Annotated in this window: 20 protein-coding genes; 4 read left to right on the top strand and 16 right to left on the bottom strand. The window is 53.8% G+C overall.

Translation table 11 applies throughout. From position 1 onward, the window contains the following. Nucleotides 1-6: 6 nt before the first annotated feature. Nucleotides 7-2,595, top strand: a complete 2,589-nt coding sequence (locus M1136_10340; GenBank protein MCL5076029.1) for a DUF1156 domain-containing protein — start codon at nt 7-9, stop codon at nt 2,593-2,595. A gap of 9 nt (nt 2,596-2,604) precedes the next feature. Then, nucleotides 2,605-2,994: a hypothetical protein gene (locus M1136_10335; GenBank protein ID MCL5076028.1), complete on the top strand. Its 390-nt coding sequence runs from the start codon at nt 2,605-2,607 to the stop codon at nt 2,992-2,994. Between the two features lie 39 nt (nt 2,995-3,033). On the opposite strand, the gene M1136_10330 is transcribed toward M1136_10335, so the two are convergent. The 4 genes from M1136_10330 to M1136_10315 form a co-directional block, all read right to left on the bottom strand. After that, complete coding sequence (locus M1136_10330; GenBank protein ID MCL5076027.1) at nt 3,034-3,510, bottom strand: hypothetical protein; 477 nt, start codon at nt 3,508-3,510, stop codon at nt 3,034-3,036. Between the two features lie 78 nt (nt 3,511-3,588). Further along, on the bottom strand, nt 3,589-5,253 hold the full coding sequence (locus M1136_10325; GenBank protein ID MCL5076026.1) for a DAK2 domain-containing protein: 1,665 nt from the start codon (nt 5,251-5,253) through the stop codon (nt 3,589-3,591). A 62-nt stretch (nt 5,254-5,315) separates the two neighbouring features. Continuing rightward, nucleotides 5,316-5,741, bottom strand: a complete 426-nt coding sequence (locus M1136_10320; protein ID MCL5076025.1) for an Asp23/Gls24 family envelope stress response protein — start codon at nt 5,739-5,741, stop codon at nt 5,316-5,318. Next, complete coding sequence (locus tag M1136_10315; GenBank protein MCL5076024.1) at nt 5,738-5,932, bottom strand: DUF1858 domain-containing protein; 195 nt, start codon at nt 5,930-5,932, stop codon at nt 5,738-5,740. Before M1136_10315 ends, M1136_10320 begins: the two co-directional genes overlap by 4 nt. Nucleotides 5,933-6,053: 121 nt before the next feature. Here M1136_10315 and rpmB point away from each other — a divergent pair, with 121 nt between their 5' ends. Beyond that, nucleotides 6,054-6,263, top strand: coding sequence for a 50S ribosomal protein L28 (gene rpmB / locus M1136_10310; protein MCL5076023.1), 210 nt, complete (start codon nt 6,054-6,056; stop codon nt 6,261-6,263). A gap of 12 nt (nt 6,264-6,275) precedes the next feature. On the opposite strand, the gene M1136_10305 is transcribed toward rpmB, so the two are convergent. The 12 genes from M1136_10305 to M1136_10250 all read right to left on the bottom strand — a co-directional run bounded on the left by M1136_10305 (nt 6,276) and on the right by M1136_10250 (nt 16,988). Further along, nucleotides 6,276-6,635 (bottom strand): hypothetical protein, encoded by a 360-nt coding sequence (locus tag M1136_10305; GenBank protein MCL5076022.1) that lies wholly within the window; start codon nt 6,633-6,635, stop codon nt 6,276-6,278. A 43-nt stretch (nt 6,636-6,678) separates the two neighbouring features. Next, complete coding sequence (gene rpe / locus M1136_10300) at nt 6,679-7,353, bottom strand: ribulose-phosphate 3-epimerase (GenBank protein ID MCL5076021.1); 675 nt, start codon at nt 7,351-7,353, stop codon at nt 6,679-6,681. A 19-nt stretch (nt 7,354-7,372) separates the two neighbouring features. Further along, nucleotides 7,373-8,752 carry a dihydropyrimidinase gene (gene hydA / locus M1136_10295; protein MCL5076020.1) on the bottom strand — a complete coding sequence of 460 codons (1,380 nt, stop codon included), beginning with the start codon at nt 8,750-8,752 and terminating at the stop codon, nt 7,373-7,375. A gap of 63 nt (nt 8,753-8,815) precedes the next feature. After that, complete coding sequence (locus M1136_10290; GenBank protein MCL5076019.1) at nt 8,816-10,333, bottom strand: YifB family Mg chelatase-like AAA ATPase; 1,518 nt, start codon at nt 10,331-10,333, stop codon at nt 8,816-8,818. Between the two features lie 91 nt (nt 10,334-10,424). Next, nucleotides 10,425-10,931 (bottom strand): hypothetical protein, encoded by a 507-nt coding sequence (locus M1136_10285; protein MCL5076018.1) that lies wholly within the window; start codon nt 10,929-10,931, stop codon nt 10,425-10,427. 164 nt (nt 10,932-11,095) lie between these two features. Beyond that, complete coding sequence (locus M1136_10280; GenBank protein ID MCL5076017.1) at nt 11,096-11,845, bottom strand: glycosyltransferase; 750 nt, start codon at nt 11,843-11,845, stop codon at nt 11,096-11,098. A gap of 140 nt (nt 11,846-11,985) precedes the next feature. Then, complete coding sequence (locus M1136_10275) at nt 11,986-12,447, bottom strand: NUDIX hydrolase (protein MCL5076016.1); 462 nt, start codon at nt 12,445-12,447, stop codon at nt 11,986-11,988. A 26-nt stretch (nt 12,448-12,473) separates the two neighbouring features. Continuing rightward, nucleotides 12,474-13,061 carry an NUDIX hydrolase gene (locus M1136_10270; GenBank protein ID MCL5076015.1) on the bottom strand — a complete coding sequence of 196 codons (588 nt, stop codon included), beginning with the start codon at nt 13,059-13,061 and terminating at the stop codon, nt 12,474-12,476. Then, nucleotides 13,042-13,515 (bottom strand): N-acetyltransferase, encoded by a 474-nt coding sequence (locus tag M1136_10265; protein ID MCL5076014.1) that lies wholly within the window; start codon nt 13,513-13,515, stop codon nt 13,042-13,044. The genes M1136_10270 and M1136_10265 overlap by 20 nt, the downstream gene beginning before the upstream one ends. Continuing rightward, nucleotides 13,515-15,275, bottom strand: coding sequence for a DNA repair protein RecN (gene recN / locus M1136_10260; protein MCL5076013.1), 1,761 nt, complete (start codon nt 15,273-15,275; stop codon nt 13,515-13,517). Before recN ends, M1136_10265 begins: the two co-directional genes overlap by 1 nt. Before the next feature lie 50 nt (nt 15,276-15,325). Next, nucleotides 15,326-16,177, bottom strand: a complete 852-nt coding sequence (locus M1136_10255) for an NAD(+)/NADH kinase (protein MCL5076012.1) — start codon at nt 16,175-16,177, stop codon at nt 15,326-15,328. A 16-nt stretch (nt 16,178-16,193) separates the two neighbouring features. Further along, nucleotides 16,194-16,988 carry a TlyA family RNA methyltransferase gene (locus tag M1136_10250; protein ID MCL5076011.1) on the bottom strand — a complete coding sequence of 265 codons (795 nt, stop codon included), beginning with the start codon at nt 16,986-16,988 and terminating at the stop codon, nt 16,194-16,196. Nucleotides 16,989-17,179: 191 nt separating this feature from the next. Here M1136_10250 and M1136_10245 point away from each other — a divergent pair, with 191 nt between their 5' ends. Next, nucleotides 17,180-18,400 carry a S8 family peptidase gene (locus M1136_10245; GenBank protein MCL5076010.1) on the top strand — a complete coding sequence of 407 codons (1,221 nt, stop codon included), beginning with the start codon at nt 17,180-17,182 and terminating at the stop codon, nt 18,398-18,400. Nucleotides 18,401-18,466: the final 66 nt, after the last annotated feature.

The raw sequence follows: 18,466 nt of genomic DNA, 5'->3' as shown, positions 1-18,466 counted from the left end.
TAGCTTATGCGCTATATAGAGCGTGACCTGCCCATAGAAGGTCTTAACGCCATAGCTGAGAAGGAAGGCAACGCCAAGAAGCCCATCTACCAGATTCACAAATGGTGGGCCAGGCGACTGGGCAGCGTCTTTCGCATGCTCATCCTGGCCACCTTCACCGAGTGGGACGATACCCTTTCTCCCGAGGAGAACCAGCGTCGCCTCTGGAACCGCTTCTACTCCAGGAACGAGCTCAAGAACAAAGAGGGCAAGCCACCCATCATCCTGGACCCCTTTATGGGCGGCGGCACCACGGTGGTGGAGGCGTTGCGCCTGGGCTGCAAGGTCATCGGCATTGACCTCAACCCGGTGGCCTGGTTCGTCACCAAGAAGGAGATAGACCCAGTAGACTTCAACGCCCTAGACGCCGCCTTCAAGCACCTCGAGAGCTCTGTTGCGCCCCGCATCAAGCACTACTACCGCACCACCTGCCCCAGGGGACATGAGGCGGACATCATGTATGTCTTCTGGGTGAAGAAGGTGCCCTGCCTGGCCTGTGGCGAGGAGGTGAGGCTCTTTCCCTCCTTCCGCATCGCTACCAGGAACGACCAGCACACCGTCTTCTGCCCTCAGTGCTATCACATCAAGGGCGATGTCTCCTCCCTGGATAGCCAGGTGGAGTGCCCTGAGTGCGGCACGGAATACATACCCGAGGAAGGCTACTCAGGGGGCGGCAAATACACCTGCCCCGCCTGTGGGCAGAAGGAGACCATCCTCAAAGCTGTCCAGAGGCGGGAGGGGCCGCCCGAGGCCGAGATGTTTGCCCTGGAGTACTACTGCAAGGTCTGCGGACGGGGCTACAAGGGGGTCACCGGCAGCGACCGGGCCCTCTACGAGGAGGCCAGGGCTGAGTTTCAGCGGCTTAGAGACAGGCTGCCTTTCCCCAGGCAAGCTGTTCCAGAAGGGCTGAAGACGAGAGAGCTCCTTAATCATGGCTACAAATACTTCTACCAGATGTTCAACGAGCGCCAGCTCCTGTGCCTGTCGCTGCTGCTGGAGGAGATTTTGAAGATTGAGGACGAGAATACCAGGGAGTATATGCTGCTAACTCTTTCTGACTGTACCAACTTCAATAATATGTTCTGCCGATACGATGGAACGAAACAGCATAGCACAGATCTTTTTTCTCGGCACGCCTACTGGCCTACTAGTCAGCCTGTAGAAAACAATGTTTGGGGAACCAAACTAGGGCGGAACACGTTTGTCAAGACGTATGAAAAACTACTGCAAGCCAAAGAGTATGCCATCAAGCCATACGAATTGGAATCGCTTTACAATCCGGCGAGGAAAGTTATCGGTGACTCGGCGCTGTCAGTAGTAAGTGATGAGCAATTCGATGGCTCTAATACTGTGCTAAAGGCCGAGACTTCTGAGGATATGTCGTTTATCAGGCAGAAGGTGGATGCTGTCATCACAGACCCACCTTACTGCGATAATGTGATGTATTCGGAACTGGCTGACTTCTTCTATGTCTGGCTCAGGCCTGCTCTTAAAGATCGCTATCAGTGTTTCGAGACGGAGATTTCACCGAGGGCCAGGGAGATAGTAAAGAACCCCGCCCGCCACGACACCAGCAAGAAGCCCGGGCAGGCGGATAAGGATGCCGAGGAGTTCTTCTTCCAGGGCCTGACTCGGGTCTTTAGGGAATCACATCGGGTACTACGCGATGATGGGCCTTTTGTCTTCACCTTCCACCACAAGGAGCCCTGGGCCTGGAAAGCGGTGCTACACAGTATCGTGGAGGCAGGTTTCTATGTTACAGTTGTGTACCCTGTTCATGCCGAGATGAAGACCTCTACCCATCTTCTGGAAACAGGCGGCATCGCCTATGACATTCCCTTTGTCTGCCGCAAGCGGCTGGAGGAGCCCAGGAGAGTTGCCTGGGAGAGCCTCAAGGATGAAATATACGCCAGGGTGGAGGAGACAGTTGCCTCCATCCGCCGCTCGGGGCGGCGCATCAGCGACTCTGACCTCTTCGTCATCGCCATGGGGCGCTGCCTGGAGGTCTATTCCAAACACTGGCCCAATGTGATGCAGGGTGGCCAGCCCGTGGATGTGGATACGGCCGTGGACGAAATTGAGGCCATGGTGGACTCCTTCATCAAGTCCCACGAGCTTAAGCTGCTACCGGCTGGCCTGGATGAGATCACCCAACTTTACCTCCTCTACGTCGCCGGGGAGAGAGGTCTGACCTGGGACGACCTGCGCAAGCGCTTTACCACCGGCGGCGGCTTCAGCCTGGAGGAGTTCAACCGCCGCCAGTATCTCGAGGAGCGCAAGGGACGGACCTTGGTGCCAATGGCACCCTCAAAGCGCCTGGAGTTCATTGAGAAGGAGATAGAGCGGGGACGGCCCTTACCCCTTATTGATGTTGTCCACTACCTGTATTCAGTTCTGGAGAGCGGGCTGGATATTCGCCCTGAGCTGGAGCGCTGGCGGCGAGATGGTCTGGTGCAGGTGCTGGATTTGCTCTACAAGAAGACCGGAGTGAGGGTCTACGACCGACTGCGGGAGCACGCCGAGGCGGTGGGCGCCGGACAGCGGAGGCTGATGTAGAGGCAGGTCATGGAAGGATTGAAGGCGGGCTACAACCTGGTGGAAAGGGCGCTCATCGGTCAGCGCTACGAGGATGCTTCCGAAGTGATGAGCATCGTTCAATTCCTTCGGCATCTGGAGAGTGGGGAGAACCTGCCCAGGCGGTTCAAGGTCACCGGGCTGGACCGGCTAATGGCCGCAATAGACGACTCTGGGACGATCCGTAGCATTCTCTACGAGGCTGGTGAGAAGCTGTTACGTCGTAGCCCGGTCGTCCTCTTCCCTGTGGATAAGCTAACGATGGATGCTGAGCCTAAAATGTACTGGCGCAACCAGGAGATTCGCCTGCGGCCCCTCTTCGGCAACCGCCTTGAGCCGCAGGGCGTGGGCTATTTCTACAGTCCGTTTAATATACCATGATTGGAATAGAAAAGATGAATCATTCGAACTCTTATGCCCCTAAGTTGCCAAAATGCGCTTTATATAGCCCGCAAGCTCTGACTGTTTTTGGGGGTCCAGGAGATGGAGTTCCCCTACCCTGAAGAGATCTGAAGGCTTTTTGGGTAGTATCTCAACCACCTCTTCCACTTTTCCTGCTGAAACGCTAAGCAATCCGATGCCGAGTTTTTCCAGAATCCTAAACCTTTGGCATTGTTCTTCCGGGTAAGCCAAGTATACGAACGAAGCAGTGGTTTTCAGGAGCATGCATTTTCCTATAGCTCCGAGAACCTTATCCGCGTCCGTCTCGACTTCCACAACGGCAACGTCAGAGTCTTTGATCCCAATGAGATCCGGAACGATGTACGGCTTTGTAGGAAGTAAGTCCTTTACAGGTATTACTATCCCTATTGACTTATCACCTGTAATCAAAGCCTTGAATCCCTTGGACTCAAGCCATTTCTTAATAGGCTCAAAGAGTTCTGCTTGATCCTTCATGCTTTCCTCTGGCATCGCCAGGCAACCGAAGGGGGCTTCTATAGCTAGATTTTACCTTGGTAGTAAGGTGAGAACGCCTTACTCAACGGAGATAATGTAACTATAGAAAGGCTGACCGCCCTCGACTAACTCCACCCGCTGCTGGGGATATTCTGCTCGGACAAGCGAGGCCACCCCCTCAGCTTGTGCCTCGCCCACCGTCTCCCCATAATAGATGGTGATGAGCTCTGCCTCCGCAGCCCACATCTTCCGCAGCGCTCCTTCGACGACACCCAGCTCATCCCCGCCCGCAACAGCCAGCTCCCCATCGACCAGAGCGATAGGTTGCCCCTCCTCAACCTGTAGATCCTTATATCTCGTCGAGCGCACTGCCCTAGTTATCTCGGCAGTCTTGATGCTTCGGGCTGCCTTCTCCATCATCTCCGCATTAACGGCCAGATCGGCGTCGAGATTAAAGGCGAGCAGAGCAGCGATCCCCTGGGCGAGATTTGTGGTCGGGACAATAGCTAACGTTTTCGAGGTATGAGCCTGAGCCTGCTGGGCAGTAGGAAGTATGTTACTGTTGTTGGGCAAGATGATCGCCTGTGCGGTCGGTAATCCTTCAATCGCCTGAAGCAACTCCTCCGTACTCGGATTCATCGTTTGCCCACCGGGTATTACGGCTGTTGCTCCCAAGCTTTGAAACACCTCCATCATCCCTGTACCAGCGGCCACAGCAACGATAGCGATGCCACTAATCTGCTCCACAGTAACCTTAGGACTGATCGGAGTTACACGTTTGATTAAGAGCTCACGATGCTGCTCCTGCATATTGTCGACCTTGATCTGATGAAGCGTGCCGAGAGCAACCGCATAATCAATAACAAGCCCAGGACGAAAGGTGTGAATATGCACCCTAACCGTATTGTCATCACCGACCACCAGGGCCGAATCACCGAATGAGACAATGTCTGAGCGGATCTTCTCAATATCTAGATCCTTGCCGCACAAGACGAACTCCGTGCAGTAGCCGTAGGGCTCCCCGCTTCCATCAGATGGGGCTACCTCAGCCCCACCGATTGTCATTCCAACGACCGCCCTGGATACAGCGGTCGGCTCGGTGCGTTCGCCACGGAGATGCCGCAAAATGCCCTCCAAGATGATAAATAATCCTTCTCCCCCAGCATCGACCACGCCGGCCTCTCGTAATACAGAGAGGAGGGTTGGTGTCCTGGCTACCGAAACCTTGGCGGCACGTACAGCCGCTTCCAGAACGTACAAAAGGTCTCTGTTTTCTTTAGTCGCAGCCATGGCTGCCTCAGCTATATCCTTACTCACCGTCAACATGGTCCCTTCGACAGGCTTGATGACCCCTTTATAGGCCATAGCCGAGGCCATGGAGAAGCCGCTGGCCAGATCTGCACCATCGATGGCCTCCCTCTTCTCCCAAGCCTTGGCCAAACCCCGCAAAAACTGGGAGAGGATAACTCCGGAGTTGCCTCGAGCACCCATAAGGGCACCGTAGGATACGGCTTGAATGATGGCCCCAATGGAATTATCCGTGGAAACATCAATCCTTCTCAGGGCCGCTTGCATCGTCAAGAGCATATTTGTTCCCGTGTCACCGTCGGGAACGGGGAACACGTTCAGCAGGTTTACTTCCTCTGCTTTTTGTTCCAACCAGGTCGTGGCCGCAGCCAGGCTTTCTTTTAATGTCTGTCCATCACACGCCGTCATCCGCCATAAAGCTAAGTCGTTCCCCAATACCTCTCCAAACACCCCTTCGCCAGTCGCTTTCTATCACCAGAACAGAGAGTTTTTGCTCCCTAGTCTTGACTAACCCTTAACCCTCGCACATTTACGTTCACTCGCACCACCGGCAACCCCAAGGACTTTTCAACGATGAATTTCACATTGCTGGCAATATTATGGGCCACTTCCGAGATGCGTGTGCCGTATTCGATTATTACGTAAAGATCGATGACGATCTGTTGATTCACAAATTTAACCTCGACGCCGCGGCGATAGTTCTCTATGCGCAAGATCCTGGCTAGCCTATCCTTTAGGCCATGGGAGGCCATGCCAACCACACCATAACACTCTATTACTGCACGTGCGGCGATATTAGAGATAGCGCGAGCGGAGACTTCAACCCTACCTATCTGCCTATTTTCTTCCATCGGCAACTCACTCTTGGCCTTCTTTCCATAAAATCGTTTCAAACCGACAAGAATCCAGTTCATACCTTTCATTTTTCAGCCACCTTATTGAGCTCCTCCAGTAGCCGCTGGAGGTCAATCCGATGCATGCGGGCCCCACTCTCGATCGTCTCTTCGAAGGCCCCCATACAAACGAGACAACCCATACCATGCATCATAAACACAGACCTAGCTTCTGGATAGCAACGGATAACCTCGCTGATGACCGATTCCTTAGTGATCACGCCCATCGCCATTCCTCTCCTACAACTTTACGACCCTTGCTAATCCCTACGCTCTTATGCTATCATTAGCCCACTTACATCATACCGAAAACAACCGACCTCGTCAAAGGAGAGAATGCGAGTGGCTAAGTGTGAAATCTGTGGGAAGGGAACCACCTTTGGTCGTCATATCCGTCATAAGGCATCCGGACGATGGGCCAGACGAGCTCCAAAAACAAGCAGAACCTTCAAGGCCAATATCCAGAAAGCCCTGTTACAGATCGATGGCGAAACAAGAAGGATGCATGTCTGTACACGCTGCTTGCGAACACAGCGGAAAGCAGCGCGCTGAGAGAACTACCACTCACCGGTAAGAAAGTTTCTGCTTGACGGCGCTTTTTAGGCGACCCGTCAATGTTCTTGTTCTCCACCAGCATATCAGGAGGAGGATACCAGGGCTAAGGAAGGGTAGACTGTAGATCAGCGCGGCGAGAATCTTATTACGCCAGGCCACTGTATAGACGAAGGTGCCCAGCGCAATGGCGCCAACCACCGTCACCATCCCGCCAATCCCCTCCCAGCGCCAGGCAGTGAGGACACCCAGTACCGCCAGACCCAGGAGGAGCAGTAGCACTCCCGGTGTCGCACCTTCGGTGGTGTCCTCGCCGATGGCGAAAACTAAGAAGAAGCCCCCGCCAGCAGCCCTAGCCCTCGCCCGCTCCAACGCAGCCAGCTTGTTACACGGTCTTTGGTATGCTGGATGCCTATCACGATTTACACCCTATCCCTCTTAAACCTTCACGTAATTCCTCAATGGCATAAATAATGCCACGCTTGTGATGGAAAATGGCCGATCCGGCCACTAAAACATTGGCTCCTGCCGCCGCAACCCTAGGTGCTGTCTCCTTGTTTATGCCCCCATCAACAGCGATCTCCACGCTCAGACCTCTCTCAGAGATCAGCGTGTGCAACCTCTCTATCTTCAGGATGGAGCTGGGGATAAAAGATTGTCCCCCAAAACCAGGGTTTACGCTCATCAGAAGAACGAGGTCCACATGTTCTATTATCTCGCTTAGATGGTCGACCGGTGTCGCTGGATTCAGGGAGACGCCAGGCTTGGCTCCTAACGATCTGATCATCTGGACAACGCGGTGAAGATGAGGACAGGCCTCGTAATGGACGGTCAACATCGCTGCTCCGGCCGCAACGAAGCTCTCCAGGAAACGCTCTGGCGCGGTTATCATAAGGTGCACATCAAGGGGTACCTTAACCAGGGAACGGATACTCTTGAGCACCGACGGCCCGATCGTAATGTTAGGCACGAATACGCCATCCATCACGTCGACATGGATACGATCTATACCGGCTTTCTGCACCTCCTCAACCTGCTCGCCTAGGCGGCTGAAGTCAGCCGAGAGAATTGATGGGGCAATCTTATACAAGGTTATTCTCCTTCGTATGCTACAGTAGGGTGAGCCCATGCTCAAAGGGTTGACGCAAAAGGAAGCGTCCCATTCCTGGCTCGCCCAGAAAGTGGCCATCGCGGACGATGACCCGTCCACGGGAGAGGGTCACAGACGGATAACCCCTGACGGTCAGATGGGCATAAGGGTTATGGTCTACCCTCTGATGTAGACTCTCCGCCGTAAGTCGTACCTCCCTATGCGGATCAAAGATCACTAAATCAGCATCGCTCCCAGGCATGATCGTGCCTTTCTGGGGAAAAAGGCCGAAGATTTTGGCCGGGTTTGTCGAGGTAACGGCTGCCAGCCTATTGAGGGAGAGGTGGCCGGTTCTAACCCCAAAGGTATATAGCAAGGGCAATCTGGTCTCGATGCCCGGCAATCCACCGGGTATCTGGGTGAAATTCTCCGCCTGGTCCTTTTGCCCGCGCAGCCACCAGGAACAATGGTCAGTGGAGACCACTTGCAGATTGCCCCTGGCCAGGCCTGGCCAAAGGTGCTCCTGATGTGAAGGGTCCCGCAAAGGGGGAGAGCAAACGTAGCGCTCTGGCTCCGGTTCGTCAAAGCAAGCACTGGAAAGGAGCAGGTACTGGGGACAGGTTTCGGCAAAAACCATTAATCCATTATGCTGCGCCGCAGTGATTTTGGCTAACGTTTCAGAGCAAGACACGTGGGCGATGTAGACTGGGCAACCCACCAGTTCACCAGCCAGGATGATGCGGCCAGCGGCCTCAGCCTCGCCCTCTGGCGGTCTGCTGAGCGGATGATAAGCGGTGGCCGTCTTGCCCTTACTTAATAGACGGCGCACCTTCTGCCTGATATACCAGGCATTCTCTGTATGCACCATCGGTATACCGCCAGACTCAGCCAGCTGGTTTAAGACGCTCAGCAAGTCATCCTGTTGCAACATGATCTCTTCGTAGGCCATGTAGAGCTTGAAGCTGGGATAACCAGACTTTACTAATTCGTTGATCTCCGCCAATACCCGCTCATTGACCTCGATGATTTCCAGATGAAGAGCATAATCGATCACGGTCTTCGAATCGGCGACAGCCCGACGTGTCGCGATGGCCTGAGAGAGCGGCTTGCCTCTTTCCTGCGTGGCGAAGTCGATGATACAGGTCGTTCCACCGTGGGCCGCAGCGACGGTGCCGCTGAAAAAGTCATCACTGGTGACCAGAGCACCACTAGGCATCTCCAGATGGACGTGGACATCTATAGCCCCAGGAAAAACATACTTCCCAGTGGCATCGATGATCTCATCTGCCCCTTCCAGTCCAGTACCTATTTGGACGATCTTACCGGCCTCGATAGCGATATCACCTGTATAACATTCGCTGGCTGTGACTATAAGTCCATTCCTAATAAGCGTATCCAAAGACTCCTCCCACTTTTATCGCTCTCAATGATTGGTCATGGGCAGGTCATTAGGCCGGTGTCCCTACCCTCTTCCTCTCGGCCGGTATTGTACAGCCTCGGCAAGGTGAGCTGCGGAGATGGTCTCTGCCCCGGCCAGGTCTGCGATCGTTCGGGCCAGCTTCAACACCCGATGATAACCCCGCGCTGATAGATGCAACTGGTTCATGGCCGCCCGCAGTATCCCTTGGGCGCCTGCTTCCATCCGACAGAGCTCCCGTACCTCCCCCGGCCCCATCTCGGCATTGCAGGTAAGCCTGGTGTCCTTGAACCGCCATCGCTGAATCTCTCGGGCTGCTTCCACCCTTTCCCTCACCCGCTCCGAAGGCTCCCCCAAACGCTCATCGGCCAGTTTTTCGTATTCGACGCGGGGCACTTCCACATGGATGTCAATGCGATCCAGCAAGGGACCGGAGATACGCCGCTGATAGCGGCTGACGGTCGCCTCGCTACAGGTACACTCCTTGACCGGATCACCATAATAGCCACATGGGCAGGGATTCATCGCGGCCACAAGCATAAATTTAGTCGGGAAGCTGACCGTCCCCTGCGCTCGACTAATGGTCACCACCCCATCTTCCAGAGGCTGGCGCAACACCTCCAATACGTGCTGCCCAAACTCGGGCAACTCGTCCAGGAAGAGAACCCCACGATGGGCTAGACTGATCTCCCCCGGCCTTGGCCAACGCCCGCCCCCCACTAACCCAGCATGACTGATCGTATGATGAGGAGCACGGAAGGGGCGTTGCCTAATAAGGGGCGTGTCTGCCGGTAATAAACCAGCCACACTGTATATTTTTGTTACCTCAAGAGACTCTCTGATATCCATCCTGGGCAGGATAGAGGGCAAGGCCCGCGCCAGAAGCGTCTTTCCTGCACCCGGAGGGCCGCTCATCATAACATTGTGTCCACCCGCCGCCGCCACCTCCAGGGCCCGCTTCGCATGCTCCTGCCCTTTAATGTGCGTAAGATCGCCGGCGACGATATCACTCCATTCCAGTAGATGATCATCAGGCTCATAGGCGGGGATGACTCTCTCATTGCGCAGGTGATCGACCAGCTCAGCTAGGGTCTGTACGGGGATGATCCGAATACCATCTACTAAAGAGGACTCTTTGGCGTTAATCGCCGGGACGAAGACCTGGGTGACGTCTCGCTCCTGGGCAAAGGAAACCATCGGTAAGATGCCAGTGGTATGACGTAAGGTACCATCTAACGAGAGTTCACCCAAGAAGAGCTGCCCAGTGGCTTCGAGAGGGACCTGTTCAGAGGCTAATAAAATACCGATCGCTATCGGTAGATCGTAAGCTGGACCCTCTTTTTTCAGATCGGCGGGGGCTAAGTTCACCGTGATGCGTTTGAGAGGAAAAAGACAGCCTGAATTTTTGATCGCTGCCCGCACACGCTCCTTTGCTTCCTGAACAGCTGTGTCCGGCAGCCCTACTATTGTAAATGCCGGCAGTCCTTGCGCGATATCTACCTCAACCTCAACGATGGCACCCTCCAGGCCAACCACAGCACAAGTCAGGGCTCTGGCGAGCACAGCCGGCTAACCTCCCACAAACTGGATATATAGTTTTGAGAGGAGAGAAGAACAAGTTATCTCAGCGGAGCCGATCACTCTGAAGAGCATCCTAACGTCGCTGTTGCCCCCGGGGCCGTCTCTCAATGAAGCGCTCCTCCACCTCCCCAGACCTAGTCCAAATGTTCTTCCAGTAGGGGCGTGAGTACTCGCTTCCCTCCAGATGGAAACCTGGTAATTCCTGAAAGATATTATTCCAAGCGGTGAGGTCTGATCTGATCTTGACCGTCACCGCCGGAGGCCAAAATAGATGAAGCAACTCTCGGACAAGACGCTTAATTATGACCGGATGAGGCTCATCACCCACCGAACCAGCATCCTTGATGGCCACCGTACCATCCACCCGCGTACGCCACTCCAGGAAGCCATTGACCTTGCACCCTCGTTCTTTAGGATCATAGCGCTCCAATACCAGCATCTCTCTGCGAAGGACAGCACCTTCGTAGTGTTTCCGCAGCACCTTGCCCTCTGGGCTGGCCAAGGTACAGTGTATCTCTTTCTTGATGTCCTCGATATCTTCTAATGTCGCCAATCTGATACGGTAGGTAGCCTCTTCCATTTTTCCCTTCGATTTCTGCTACTAGGTGCCCGTCCATCGCTGCCCTCATTCTAGCACGCCCAGACATGGTGTCAAGGTAGCCGCCAGTCTGAAAGATGATTGATGGAGAAAGAATAGGTCTTTCAGGGAACATGCCACCAGAGTCGAACGTTGAAAACCCATCCTTACCGTCTCGTGCGCATCCCTGGGGCGCTATCCAGGGGCCTCTTCGCCATTCTCCTCCAATGAGATGACTCCAGACCTAGATAGAGCCTCAATAAAACAGGCTTATCCTGTACTTGTCTGCGCATTAACCGCCAGAACCCCTCACCGTGCGAATGATACACAGCCGCTGCTGGCTCGTAGACGATGGCATAGCCCAGATCCTGAACCTGCTTAGCCCAAACAAAATCCTCGCCACCACTCAAACTCTCATCAAAAGGAATAAATTCCCAAATCTGCCGTCTGATAGCACCATTAGCGTTCGAGAATCTGAAATCTCGCGTTTGTCGCCTTCTCTGTCCGTCTATGGTGCCACCCCAATGCATCCCCCACACCTCCAGCTTGGTGGCGTTGGCCCGTGGCACGTGACGGCCATAGACGCCCGCTACCGTCAGATCAGCGAAGGCAGCCAGTAAATGTCTCAACCACTGTCCATCGGTCGGTAAGGCATGCGCACTGAGACTAACGATGAAGTCGCCCGTTGAGTTCCTGATGCCAATATTCAGCGCTCGGCCATAAGTAAAAATCGTTTCTCTAATACGAATGATCTTGACTGGGTAGCTGCTGGCGATCTCCAAGGTCTTATCTCTGGATCCAGAATCTACAATAATGACTTCGAAATCCTGTTCGTCCTGCTCAAAAATAGCGCCTAGAGTTTGGCCGATATAAGATTCTTCATTTTTGGATCTGATTACGATAGATGTTTTCGGCACAAAAAACCCTCCTCCTGCATTGAGACACGCTGAAATATGGCTGATGAGTTAGAGACTAACGAAAGAAAGGCGGCACGCCCGCCGCTCTTATATATCAGACCAGCGAAGCCGCTTATCTTGTGTTGATACCGCGATCATGACTACTGAGAGCTACGGGAGGCTATGCCTCCTGTTGCATATCTCCCGATGAGCTCTAGTGCACGTTGCACTATTCCGGACTCATTGGCATAAGTTAATTGCTGCAGAGCATCTTGTGCAGAGAACCATTCGACGAGATCATACTCAGGGTCATGTCTGGAAATATCGCCACCGGTCACTTCCATTAGAAAGAAATAAACCGTCTTGTGAAAACGATGCCCTTTCAGGACAAACCAGTATTCAATCTCCCCAATAGGTTCAAGAAGACGAACAACCAGACCAGTCTCTTCGGATACTTCTCGCAGAGCCGTCTCCTCCAAGCTCTCACCTTGCCGAGGTGTTCCTTTCGGCAAACCCCATGTTCTCGGCTCATTCCGTCCCACTAGAACTATCTGTATCTCTCCGTCTTGACGAAAGGCAACTCCTCCAGCGGAAACGGCTCTTACTGTTTTCAATTTGCTCACTACCGACCCCTAACCAAGGCAGTTATTTAACCATACCTGAGTTGGGCATACTGCGCGTCCAACGCCAACAGCCCGATGATGGTCTTGCCATCATAAATACAGCCATCGCGCAACAGTTCGAGGGCCCTTTTCAGCGGCAATTTGGCCAGTTCGACGCGCTCATCTTCTTCCAAAACGGGCTTGCCGAGCCTAAGGTCCTTAGCCAAATAGATATGGAGATACTCGCTACAAAAACCAGGCGTGGGATAGAAGTCAAGAAGACGCTCGATTCTACCGGCTTGATACCCCGTTTCCTCCTGCAACTCACGCCGCACACACTGCTCGATATCTTCATCCTCCTCCAATGTGCCGGCCGGTATCTCTAACAACACCCGACCTACTGGATGACGATATTGCCTGACCAGTAGGATGTTTTCATCCGCATCCAAGGCCACGATGCCTACGGAACCGCGATGCTCAACAACCTCGCGCTTAGCGGTGTGTCCACTGGGCAAGCGAACCGTGTCTACACGCAGATTCAAAATGCGCCCACTGTAGATCCGTTCACTGCCAATAACCAATTCCTTACCAGCCTGCTCATCCATAGGAGCACGGTCAGGAGTTCGTGAGCTCATATACCAAAGGCACCTCATCACAGTTCGGAAACTTGGGACAGCGAAAACATTCTCCCCACATCTTGCGGGGCAGAGCAGCGAGGTCGATCCGTTTAAAACCCAACTTCTCAAAGAATTCAGGCTTCAAGGTCAGAGTCGATACAGTCTTGAAGCCCATCTCCCGTGCTTCACATAGGCATGCCTGGACAAGGTCGGCCCCAACCCCCTCTCCCTGATAATCCTGGTGCACAGCCAAAGCCCTGATCTCAACAAGATCCTCCCAAATTATATGCAAAGAACAGCAGGCCAGGATCTGGCCATCATGGATGGCCACCATAAAATCTCTCAAGTTTTCGTAGATCTCGGCCAGGGAGCGGTGAAGCATCTGTCCTTGATCAGCAAAGTAATTCACTAACTCGTGGATGCTCCTTACATCCTCGATCTTCGCCTTCCGTAGCTCCATGACACACCCCATCACGCTGTAACCTTCACCTGCTCCGCCTGTTTCCAACGCCGTGCTTCCTCCAAAAGATCCGTAGCGCTGCGCCGAGCTGACTCGCTACCCTTCGTCGCTCCAAGCATAGTGGCCATCTCCTCGATGCGCTCCTCCTCAGAGAGCAAACATACCTGCGCTACCGCTCGGTCGGCCACGATCTCTTTGCTGACATTATAATGGGCATCCCCAAAGCAGGCAATCTGGGGGAGATGCGTAATACAGATTACCTGGCGATAGCGACCGAGATTCGCCAGCTTTTGGCCGATTATACGCCCGCTCCGTCCTCCAATACCTATGTCAATCTCATCGAAGACGAGCGTAGGCACACTGTCAACAGAGGCCAAGATCGTCTTTAGGGCCAGCATGACCCGTGCTGTTTCTCCACCTGAAGCAATTTTAATCAAAGGTTTTAACGGCTCGCCAGGGTTCGGCGCGATCAAGAATTCGACTCGATCAATCCCCGTGGCCATAAAGGCGTAGGTCGGACTGCCCTCAACGGAGATACCATCAGCGGCAGGCACCTGCTCGATAGAAACAGCAAAACGCGCCCTGCTCATATTCAGGTCAGCCAATTCTTGCTCTACAAGCGGCGCGAGGCGGGAGGCCGCCTCCCGACGGGCGAGGGACAACCGCCAGGATAGCTCTCCAATCTTTTGCAACAGCTCCCTTTCCTGTTCTCTCAGCTGAGCGAGGCGCTCCTCCCTCCCTGAAATACCCTCCAATTCTGCGGCGGCGCGCTCCGCAAACTGTAGTATCTCTTCAACAGAATTACCATATTTACGTTTAAGGTTGTAGATAAGATTTAAGCGTTCCTCCACAATGTCCAGGCGGCTGCGATCGTACCCAAGGCTGTCCCGATAAGTTCGTAATGTCCTGGCCAGGTCCTGTACCTGCCAGGTCAAATCTTCCAGTGTCTGCCGCTGTGTGCTGAGCTGCGGATCGATGTTACTTATCTCAGATACCTTAGCTGCCGCCGTTCCCAGCAAGTCGATCACCGATCTCTGTTGCTCTTCTCCCTCGTAAAGCATGCCGTAAGCTGAATCGGCCGCCAATATCAGACGCTCGGCATTACTCAATATCGTTTGCTCCCTTTTTAGTTCTTCCTCCTCACCCGGCTGCAACTGCGCTGCCCTTATCTCAGCGATCTGAAACTGCAATAGATCGATCCGTCTGGCCAGCTCGCGCTCATCTCCAACCAGCGCCTGTATCCCCTGTCTTGTTTGCCGCAGGGCAGCTACCTTATTGGACAAATCTCTTCTCAGATCAGTTAAGCCAGCATACTTATCAAGCAGCTCCAGGTGATAAGGCACCCGTAGAAGAGAGAGATGCTCGCTCTGAGTGTTGATATCAACTAGCCAACGCCCCACCTCTTGCAAGACACCAATCGACACAGGTCGGCCATTTATACGCGCCACACTGCGCCCGATGCACGCTATTTCGCGGGTCAAGATCAACACGTCATCTCCCTCGCCACCCAGACCGAGATCCCGTAGCAAGGACCCTACAGTCAGACAGACTTCTCCCTCCGGCAGATCGAAAATGCCCTCGATCCGGGCCTGCTCCGCTCCACTCCGCACAAACTCGGTACCCCATCTTCCACCTAATAGAGCGCTAATGGCGTCAACCACGATCGATTTTCCCGCACCAGTCTCCCCGCTAAAAGAGTTTAAACCCGCCGCGAAGGATAGGGAGAGATGATCAATGATGGCAAAGTTCTTAATATCTAATTCAATTAACAACCTAGCTGTTCCTTCCAGGACGATAGTGAAATCGCCTGCGACCTGCTTCTTTACCGTAGCTTCTCAGCTATGGCTTGATAGAAGTAGTCAGGCGGCTTCCTGCGCGCGAAGCGGCTCACCACAGGGGCCACCGTCACCTCAACCTTATCACCGTTTCGCAGAGGCACATCGATTTGACCATCGACACTCATCGCCGCCTCATAGCTGGTGAAGACTTGCAATCCAATTCTCACTTCCGCCGGCAAAACAAGAGGCACACTCCAGGTGAGATGGGGACAGATCGGGATTAACACCAGATTCTTCGACTCCGGATGCAGGATGGGACCACCCGCTGCTAGCGAGTAGGCTGTTGTCCCGGTGGGCGTAGACACAATTACCCCATCGGCTTTATAAGTGGTCCAAAGCTCATCGTTGATCGTAGTACGCACCCGTACTACTCGCCAGGCTCCTATACGTCCGACGGCGATGTCATTCAAGGCCAAATACGATTCTTCAGGTGCAGAAACAGCAGTGGATGGCTCAGCTGCATCGGCGCAGCGGCTTACTTTCGCCTGGAGCATGAGGCGCTCCTCTAGCCAATAATCCCCTTTCAAGAAGAGAGGCACCTTCCCCATAGTCTCTTCAACCGTCAATTCGGATAGCAAACCCAATTGCCCACAATTGATCCCCAGAATGGATACCCCATAAGGGGCTACCCACTTGGCTATCCGAACGATCGTGCCATCACCTCCCAGAACCACGGCTAAGTCGAGCCCACCAGCCTGACTTCGGATGGTCACCTCGTCCTCGGCTGTTCCGAGCCACGCTTGCGAGACCACACCGACGATAGATTGGTACAAATCTCTAGCTAGGCCAACAGCCACAGCCAGCTGCCGATTGTAGATTACAGCGACGCTCTGCACAGAACGTCCCTCCGGATTATAGGTCGGAATGGCCCATCGCCTCCTTTATTGCCCTCTCTATCGCTTGATCAATACTCACACCCTTGTCACCCTTGGCCAGACAGATCAGAAATTCTCGATTGCCAGCCGGGCCTCTCAAGGGCGAGGGAATCAAACCGCGCACCGATAGACCCTGGTCCTTGGCCCAGGTGCAGATCTTTTCCAGGACAGCCCGTAATATGGCTGGATCTTTGACTACACCACCTTTGCCTACCTGTTCCCGGCCGGCCTCAAATTGAGGCTTGATCAGGGCAATTATCCAGGCATCTGGCTTGGTTAACTTTAAGACCTGGGGCAGAACTAAAATAAGCGAAATGAAAGAGACGTCCACTACTGCCGCATCTATCGGTTCAGGGAACGAATCTAGATAGCGGATATTGGTGCGCTCAAGAGGAACGACGCGGGGATCACTGCGCAGATTCCAATCCAGTTGCCCATATCCCACATCAACGGCATATACCCGTTGGGCACCGTTACACAGAAGACAATCAGTGAATCCACCCGTGGAGGCACCAACATCGAGCATAACCAGTCCGCGCACATCCAGACTGAACCGCTCCAGGGCTGCGGCCAATTTGAGTCCGCCCCTACTGACGTAGGGTAACCGTTTCTTAACGAATATTGGGCTCTCCTCGCTCACCAGAAAGCCCGCTTTATTGACAACACGCCCCTCAACAAGCACGTCCCCGGCCATGATGAGGGCACGGGCCTTTTCCCGGCTCTCAGCCAGCCCTCTTTCGACGAGGAGTACATCCAGTCGCCGCTTGCTCATGTTTGGACAGGATTCCCTCCGTTAGGATAGACTTGGCAAGATCAAAAGTCAAGCTTGATTACAGACCATATAAATGATATAATATAAATATACAGAAAATATACTTATGGGGGGTGAGATGGCGCACGTTCGATTGCCTGGTGAAAGTGGGACGTAGGCTTAGTTGTTAGTTGAGTGAAGGGGAGCACACGATGAATGTTAAGATGTGGAGGATCGGCCTCGCTGTAGCCGTAGCGTTTCTGATGATGTTCAGTTTAGTTGGTCTGGCCGGAGCTGACAAAGCCCCCCCAGGAACCATCCCGACACGTCATATCGTGGTGTTTCAGGATTGGGTAGTGAATGAGGCCGCTCAACAAACCATCATCGAGCGTACCGGAGGGCGTTGGGTCAAGTCGTTGCCACTGATTAATGCCGCTGTCGTGCTGGCTTATCCAGCGAACGAAAGAGCGCTCGAAACACACCCAGGAGTGCTCCGGGTAGACAAGGATACGGTCGTTTATGCCTTACCAGGGCCAGTGACAGTAACAGCTAAACCCCCTAAGCCAACCCCAACTCCCCAGCCCGCAGAGGTGCTGCCCTGGGGCGTTGACCGTATCGATGCTGACCTGGCCTGGGCTACCAGTAGAGGGGCAGGTGTAAAGGTAGCGGTTTTGGATACGGGGATCGACCTGGATCACCCTGACCTCCAGGCCAACATTAAGGGTGGAATCAATACCATCAATAGCCTGAAAAGCGCCAATGACGATAATGGACATGGCACCCACATAGCCGGGATCATAGCCGCCGTAGATAACGACATTGGCGTGATTGGTGTGGCCCCCGAGGCTCACCTTTATGCTGTAAAGGTATTGAACCGCCAGGGGTCTGGGTTCGTCTCAGACGTTATCGAAGGATTACAATGGTCTATCGACAACGGAATGCAAGTGGTCAATATGAGCTTCGGATCATCCGCCGATAACCAGTCCCTCCATGATGCCGTTATCAAGGCTTACAACGCTGGAATCGTATTGGTGGCGGCAGCTGGCAATAGTGGGCCAGCTGATAATACCGTAAATTACCCTGCCAAATACGCAGAAGTCATCGCCGTCTCCGCTACGGATAAGACAGATGCTCTGGCTAATTTCAGCAGCCGAGGACCAGAAGTAGAATTGGCCGCTCCAGGCGTGGATGTCTATTCCACCTGGAAAGGCGATGGTTATAATACCCTCTCTGGCACCTCCATGGCTACACCTCATGTGAGCGGTACAGCTGCCCTGTCCATCGCTTCCCATCCTGGTTACACCAACCTCCAAATTCGTACATTGTTGCAGAATACAGCTGATGACCTGGGTGCCGTTGGCCGGGATAACCTGTATGGCTATGGATTGGTGGACGCGGAAGAGGCTACGACCGGCGTTCAAACCCATCCGTAACAAATCGATTCTCATCGGTACGGGCAAAAAGACACCCCTCCTCTCACGAGGGGGTGTCTTTTTTTA

Source organism: Chloroflexota bacterium, assembly GCA_023475225.1.
In the GTDB taxonomy this organism is placed as follows: domain Bacteria; phylum Chloroflexota; class UBA6077; order FW602-bin22; family JAMCVK01; genus JAMCVK01.
This window is presented reverse-complemented; position numbering and strand designations above follow the sequence as displayed.